The 7,181-nt window shown below is 64.1% G+C and carries 4 protein-coding genes; all 4 read left to right on the forward strand.

What is annotated here, in order from left to right; translation table 11 throughout:
- Nucleotides 1-523: 523 nt before the first annotated feature.
- Genes DFR34_RS16475 through DFR34_RS16490 form a run of 4 tightly spaced genes read left to right on the forward strand, consistent with a single transcriptional unit; the run spans nt 524 to nt 7,003 of the window.
- On the forward strand, nt 524-2,011 hold the full coding sequence (locus DFR34_RS16475; RefSeq protein WP_110392249.1) for an efflux transporter outer membrane subunit: 1,488 nt from the start codon (nt 524-526) through the stop codon (nt 2,009-2,011).
- Nucleotides 2,012-2,025: 14 nt separating this feature from the next.
- Entirely contained in the window at nt 2,026-3,105 is a 1,080-nt protein-coding gene (locus DFR34_RS16480) for an HlyD family secretion protein (RefSeq protein ID WP_110392250.1), read from the forward strand.
- 3 nt (nt 3,106-3,108) lie between these two features.
- Nucleotides 3,109-5,871 carry a ribosome-associated ATPase/putative transporter RbbA gene (rbbA, locus tag DFR34_RS16485; protein WP_110392251.1) on the forward strand — a complete coding sequence of 921 codons (2,763 nt, stop codon included), beginning with the start codon at nt 3,109-3,111 and terminating at the stop codon, nt 5,869-5,871.
- A gap of 1 nt (nt 5,872) precedes the next feature.
- Nucleotides 5,873-7,003, forward strand: a complete 1,131-nt coding sequence (locus DFR34_RS16490; RefSeq protein ID WP_110392252.1) for an ABC transporter permease — start codon at nt 5,873-5,875, stop codon at nt 7,001-7,003.
- Nucleotides 7,004-7,181: the final 178 nt, after the last annotated feature.

Consider the following 7,181-nt stretch of genomic DNA (forward strand, 5'->3'; position numbering starts at 1 on the left):
TTCCTCTTTCCTGGCGGCAGATGACAGGTAGCGGCGCGTGTTGTCTGGCGCGTCATCTTTCTTAGGTGGCATTCAAAGGCTCTGTTCAAAGATCTGAGGGGTGTTCCTTTGGGACTGTCACCGGCTCTACCAAGAATCAGGGCCTTCCTTGAACCCAAGCCGGCAGCTCGAATTGACCTGCGTCAATGACCGACGAGCCCGCTGATTGCGTTTCTTGGATTGTAACGTATAATTGAAAGCAACCGTCCAGTCGTTTGTTTTCAGATTTCACAATGCAGATCAACACAGGGCGCGAGTGAACCCGGCACATCGGGTTACGACACAGGAAGAGCGCCCTATCAACCAGCCGGGGAACACGGGGATGCACATATCAACAAGGAGATGAAGTGGGCTTGACAGCACTTGCAAGCAAGAAAGTAGGGCCTGCGGACACCAGCCACGAACCCCGCATTGCGGGGGTGGCAGCCATTCCCTCCTCTGCGACCAGACCCTCTTCAGCCCGATACCTGTACGGAACGTGACCATGCTCCCAACTTCCCCGTTGTTTCCCGCGTTCAGATTGCGCGCTGCCTCGTTGGCCCTGAGCGCCGTCGTCTTGACCGGCTGCATGTCGCTCGCTCCGGCGCCAGACACCCCGCCATTGCCCGTGCCCGAAGCCTGGCCCGCGCATCTTGGATCAGGCACCGACGGCGCCCACGCGGGAGAGCTTGCCTGGCAGGCGTACTTCACCGACCCCCTGCTGCAACGCCTCATCGAGACCGCGCTGGAGAACAACCGCGACCTGCGCGTGGCCGCGCTGCGCGTCGAGGAAGCCAGCGCCACATTCCGCATTCAGCGCTCGGATCGTTTTCCTGCCGTGGGCGTGGGCGCCCAAGGTGGACGCGCCCGCGTCCCTGGCGATCTGAACATGTCGGGCCGATCGCAGGTGGGCGGCGAGTATCGGGCCGAGGTGGGTTTGAGCACCTGGGAGTTGGATCTGTGGGGCCGGGTTCGCAACCTGGAGGACGCCGCCCTGCAAAGCTGGCTGGCCTCCGATGCGGCGCGCCAGGCCGTCCATCTGGCGCTGATCGCCCAGGTGGCAGACGGCTATCTTGGCCTGCGCGAGATCGACGAACGCGTGGCTATCGCTCGGCAAACCGTGACAACCCGCGAGGAGTCTTATCGTATCTTCCGGCGCCGCGTCGAAGTCGGCGCGACCTCGAAGCTGGACCTCACACAAGTCCAGACTTTGCTGAACCAGGCTCAGGCGCTGCTCGCCCAGCTTGAGCAAGCTCGCACCACGCAACTGCACGCCCTGGCACTGCTGGTAGGCGCTGATCCCGGCCCGCTGCCCGCCAAGGCACCCTTCGATGAAACGACGGTTCTGGCTGAGCTGCGGGCCGGTCTGCCTTCGGAGCTGCTGGTCAGTCGCCCGGACATCATTTCCGCCGAACACCAATTGCGTGCCAGCAATGCCCACATCGGCGCGGCCCGCGCGGCGTTCTTGCCGCGCATTGCGCTGACCGGCAGCTTCGGCACGGCCAGCTCCGACTTGAATGGCTTGTTCGATTCCGGCAGTCGCGCCTGGACCTTCATGCCCACCCTGTCGCTGCCCATCTTCGATGGCGGGCGCCGCCGCGCCAATCTGGAGCTGAGCGAAGTGCGCCGCGACATCGCCGTCGCCGGATACGAAAAAACCATTCAATCGGCCTTCCGCGAGGTGGCCGATGCGCTGAGCGCAAAGCACTGGCTGGCTGAGCAGTTGACGATCCAGAGAGCCAACCTGGAAGCGCAAAGCGAACGCGCACGCCTGGCCAAGTTGCGCTACGACAACGGCTCGGCCGCCTTCTTGGAAGTGCTGGATGCCCAACGCGATCTGCTGGGAGCACAGCAACAACTGGTACAGGCGCGCCGCGCGCTGCTGTCCAGCCAGGTGGCGCTGTATGCCGCGCTCGGCGGCGGCACCCTCGCCGCAGCCGGCGAGGCACAGGGTGCGGCCTCGACTCCCGCTTCCACCCCATCAACCCGTTAAGGCACGCCGAACCCATGACTGTCTCCCCCTCTCTCAAGAAAAAACTCCTGGTCGCTTTCGCTGCAGCGGTTGTTGCCGCGCTGGCCTGGTGGAGCTGGACGAGGTTTACCGACAGCGGCCCGGGCGAAGGATTCGTCAACGGCAATGGCCGCATCGAAGCCACCGAGATCGACGTGGCCACCAAACTTCCCGGCCGCATCGAAGACATCCTGGTGCGTGAAGGCGATTTCGTCACAGCCGGCCAGCCACTGGCCAAGATGCGGCTGGAAACGCTGGAAGCGCAGCGCGACGAGGCCCTGGCCATGCGTCAGCAGGCTGAGCATTCGGTGACCGCGGCGCAGGCACAGGTGGCGCTGCGTGAAGCCGACGTGACTGCCGCCTTGGCTCTGGTTGGTCAGCGCGAGTCCGAACTGGACGCCGCGCAACGGCGCCTGACACGCTCCAGCACGCTGTCGAGTGAGGGAGCCGCCTCGATCCAGGAACTGGACGATGACCGGGCGCGCGTACGGGGCACCCAGGCGACCCTCGCGGCCAGCAAGGCACAGGCCGCCGCTGCCCGCGCCGCGGTCGAAGCCGCCAGGGCGCAGCTTGTCGGCGCGCAGTCCAGCGTGTCCGCCGCTACGGCCAGTATCAGCCGCATCGAAGCCGACATCCGCGACAGCGAACTGCGGTCTCCGCGCGACGGACGGGTTCAGGTGCGTGTCGCGCAACCCGGCGAGGTGCTTGGAGCGGGCGGACGTGTCTTGAACCTCCTTGATCTGTCGGACGTGTACATCACCTTCTTCCTGCCCGAAACCGTGGCCGGCCGCGTTGCGCTGGGTTCGGAGGTTCGCATCATTCTGGATGCCGCGCCCGAGTATGTGATTCCAGCCACCGTTTCCTTCGTCGCCAGCGCAGCGCAGTTCACCCCCAAGACGGTGGAAACCGCCAGTGAGCGACAAAAGCTGATGTTTCGCGTGCGCGCACAGATCTCGCAGGAGCTGCTGCGTGAGCACCTGAACCAGGTCAAGACCGGTCTGCCCGGCGTAGCCTGGGTCAAGCTCGACGCCAAGGCCGAGTGGCCTCAGAACCTCTCCGTTCGTGTGCCGGAGTAAGGTATGAGCCACAGCGCGCAGCTCGCGACCGTTGCCAGTGTCCATCAGGTAAGCCTGCGCTACGGCGACGTCATTGCCCTGGATGGCATCGACCTGGACATTCCCGCCGGGCGGATGGTCGGCCTGATTGGCCCCGACGGCGTGGGCAAATCCAGTCTGCTCTCGTTGCTGGCCGGTGTGCGCATCATCCAGGAAGGCACGGTCGAGGTGCTCGGTGGCGACATGGCCAGCAAGGCCCACCGCAAGCTGGTGTGCCCGCGCATCGCCTACATGCCGCAGGGGTTGGGCAAGAACCTGTATCCGACGCTCTCGGTCGAGGAGAATCTGCAATTCTTCGCGCGGCTGTTCGGCCATGACGCGCCCGAGCGCCGCCAGCGCATCGATGAGCTGACCCAGGCCACCGGCCTGTTCAAATTCCTAGCACGTCCGGCAGGCAAGCTCTCCGGGGGCATGAAGCAGAAGCTGGGCTTGTGCTGCGCCCTGATTCACGACCCGGATTTCCTGATTCTCGATGAACCGACGACCGGCGTGGATCCGCTGGCGCGCGCACAGTTCTGGGATCTGATCGAACGCATCCGCGCCGACCGCCCGGGCATGAGCGTGATCGTGGCCACCGCCTACATGGACGAGGCGCAGCGCTTCGACTGGCTCGCCGCCATCGACGACGGCAAGGTTCTCGCCACCGGCACACCGCAGGAGTTGCTGGAAAGAACAGGCAGCCCGAATCTGGAAGAGGCGTTCATCCGCCTGCTGCCGGAAGAGAAAAAGCGCGGACACCAAGCGGTAGTCATTCCCCCCTTGCCGGATGGCGGCGCGGACGATATCGCCATCGAGGCCCAGGGGCTGACCATGCGCTTTGGCGACTTCGTTGCCGTCGACAGTGTCTCCTTCCGCATCCGCCGCGGTGAAATCTTCGGCTTCCTCGGCTCCAATGGTTGCGGCAAGTCCACGACCATGAAGATGCTCACCGGCCTGTTGCCGGCGAGTGAGGGGCGGGCCTGGCTGTTCGGTCATGAGGTGGACCCGCATGACTTGGACACCCGCCGCCGCGTCGGCTACATGTCGCAGGCATTCTCGCTCTACAGCGAAATCACGGTACGCCAGAACCTGGAGTTGCACGCCAAGCTGTTCAGCGTGCCCCCGAAGGACATTCCGGGCCGCGTCGAAGAGATGGTGGAGCGCTTCGGCCTGGTGGAAGTCATCGACAGCTTGCCGGCCAGCCTGCCTCTGGGCATACGCCAGCGCCTGTCGCTGGCAGTCGCCATGGTGCACAAGCCCGAACTGTTGATTCTGGACGAGCCGACCTCCGGGGTCGATCCAGTAGCGCGCGATGCATTCTGGCGGCTGCTCATCGAGCTGTCACGTCGCGACCGGGTGACGGTCTTCATTTCCACCCACTTCATGAACGAGGCCGAACGCTGCGACCGCATGTCAATGATGCATGCGGGCAAGGTGCTCGACAGCGACGTGCCCGCCAAGCTGGTCGAGAAGCGCGGCGCTAAAACCCTCGAAGAGGCCTTCATCGGCTACCTCATCGAGGCGGAGGGTGGCACGGTCGCTCCCGCCGGCCCCACCGAGGCCGCCAATACGGCGATTCAGACGCCAGCGACACACACTGAGCACATCGGGCACAACGCTGAAGGCTTCAGCCTGCGCCGCATGCTCAGCTATCTGTGGCGCGAAGCACTGGAACTGCAGCGCGATCCGGTGCGCGCCACCCTGGCGCTGGGCGGTTCGCTGCTCCTGATGTTCGCGATCGGCTTCGGCATCACCTTGGACGTCGAGGACCTGAGCTATGCGGTGCTCGATCGCGACCAAACCACGCTCAGCCAAAGCTACACGCTGAACCTGGCCGGCTCGCGCTACTTCACAGAGCACCCGCCTATCGTCGATTACGAGGATCTCGACCGGCGCATGCGCAGCGGCGAACTGTCATTGGCCATCGAAATCCCCGCTGGCTTTGCCCGCGATGTGTTGCGGGGCCAGAACGTGCAGATCGGTGCGTGGCTCGACGGCGCCATGCCGCAGCGCGCCGAAACCGTGCAGGGCTACGTTCAGGGCATGCACCAGCACTGGCTGCTGGTACAGGCCAGCGAGCGCGGCGGCGCCAGCGCAGCAGGCAATGCGAGCGTCGAGACGCGCTTTCGCTACAACCCCGATGTCAAGAGTCTGCCGGCCATGGTGCCGGCGGTGATCCCTCTGCTGCTGCTCATGCTGCCGGCCATGCTGACCGCGCTGGCAGTGGTGCGCGAGAAAGAGACGGGGTCGATCACCAATCTCTACGTGACACCGGTCACGCGCATCGAGTTCCTGCTTGGCAAGCAGTTGCCCTATGTCGGCCTGGCCATGGTGAACTTCCTGCTGATGAGCCTGCTCGCTGTGACCATCTTCGGTGTGCCGGTCAAGGGCAGCTTCTTCACCCTGGCGCTGGCCGCGCTGATCTTCTCCTTCGCCGCGACAGGCATGGGGCTGCTGGCCTCGGCCGTTACACGCAGCCAGATCGCGGCCATGTTCTTCGCCATGATCGGCACCCTCATACCGGCCACCCAGTTCGCCGGCCTGATCGATCCGGTGTCCTCGCTCGAAGGCTCCAGCAAGTTCATCGGCGAGATCTACCCCGCCACGCACATGATTTCCATCAGCCGTGGCGTATTCAGCAAAGCGCTCGGCCTGGCCGACCTGACAGGGCCGCTGTGGTCGATGCTTTTGTCGGTCCCGGTGATTCTCGGCGCAGCCGTTTTGCTACTCAAGAAGCAGGAGCGCTGACATGGGCAGAAGAAACCTGGCCAACATCTACGACCTTGGTGTCAAGGAGCTGTGGAGTCTTTGGCGCGATCCGATGATGCTTGTGCTCATCGTCTATGTGTTCACCGCGTCGGTCTACACCAAGGCCACGTCCATGCCGGAGACGCTGCACAACGCGCCCATCGCCATCGTCGACGAGGATAATTCGGCGCTGTCCCAGCGGGTTGCCTCGGCCTTCTACCCCCCGCAGTTCACGCCACCGGCCATGATCGACTATGGGGACGTGGACCCGGGCATGGACGCGGGGCTGTACACCTTCGCTCTGGTCATTCCGCCCAACTTCCAGCGCGACGTGCTGGCGGGGCGATCGCCTGCCGTGCAGCTCAATGTCGACGCCACCCGCATGAGCCAGGCCTTCACCGGCAGTGGTTACATCCAGCAGATCTTCACCGGCGAAGTCAATGAGTTCGTCAAGCGTTACCGCGGCACCGACGCGCCACCCGTGGATCTGGCATTGCGCGCCCGCTTCAACCCCGCACTGGACAAGGCCTGGTTCGGCTCGGTGGTGCAGATCATCAACCACATCACGCTGTTGTCCATCATCCTGACCGGCGCGGCGCTGATCCGGGAGCGCGAGCACGGCACCATCGAGCACCTGCTGGTGATGCCGGTCACGCCCGCGCAGATCATGCTCTCCAAGGTCTGGTCGATGGCCCTGGTCGTGCTGATCGCCTCCTTCCTGTCCCTCAATCTCATGGTGCGCGGCGTCCTGGGCGTTCCCGTCGAGGGTTCCATTGCGCTGTTCTTCGCCGGCGCGGCGCTCAGCCTGTTCGCCACCACCTCGATGGGCATCTTCATCGCCACGCTGGCGCGCAACATGCCGCAGTTTGGCATGTTGATGATGCTCACCATCATGCCGCTGCAGATGCTGTCGGGTGGCACTACGCCACGCGAAAGCATGCCCGAGATCGTGCAGAACATCATGCTGGTCGCACCCACCACCCATTTCGTGGAACTGAGCCAGGCCATCCTTTATCGGGGCGCGGGGCTGGAGACGGTGTGGCAGCCCTTCCTGGCGCTGGCCCTGATCGGCACGGTGCTGTTTTTCCTGTCGTTAGCACGCTTTCGCAAAACGATCGGCCAGATGGCCTGATCGTCTGACCGCCCGATTGGGCACTCAACCCAGTAAGGAGTTTGACCATGAGCAATGAAACCATCCCTCTCAACCTGTTCAAGGCGAACCTGGAACTGCAACTGCGCCTGCAGCGCCTGATGCAGGAAAACGGCCAGCAATGGCTGGAGAACGCCACGCGCGCAGGCAGCGAAAACAT

The sequence above is a fragment of the Rivihabitans pingtungensis genome (genome assembly GCF_003201855.1).
In the GTDB taxonomy this organism is placed as follows: Bacteria; Pseudomonadota; Gammaproteobacteria; order Burkholderiales; family Aquaspirillaceae; genus Rivihabitans; species Rivihabitans pingtungensis.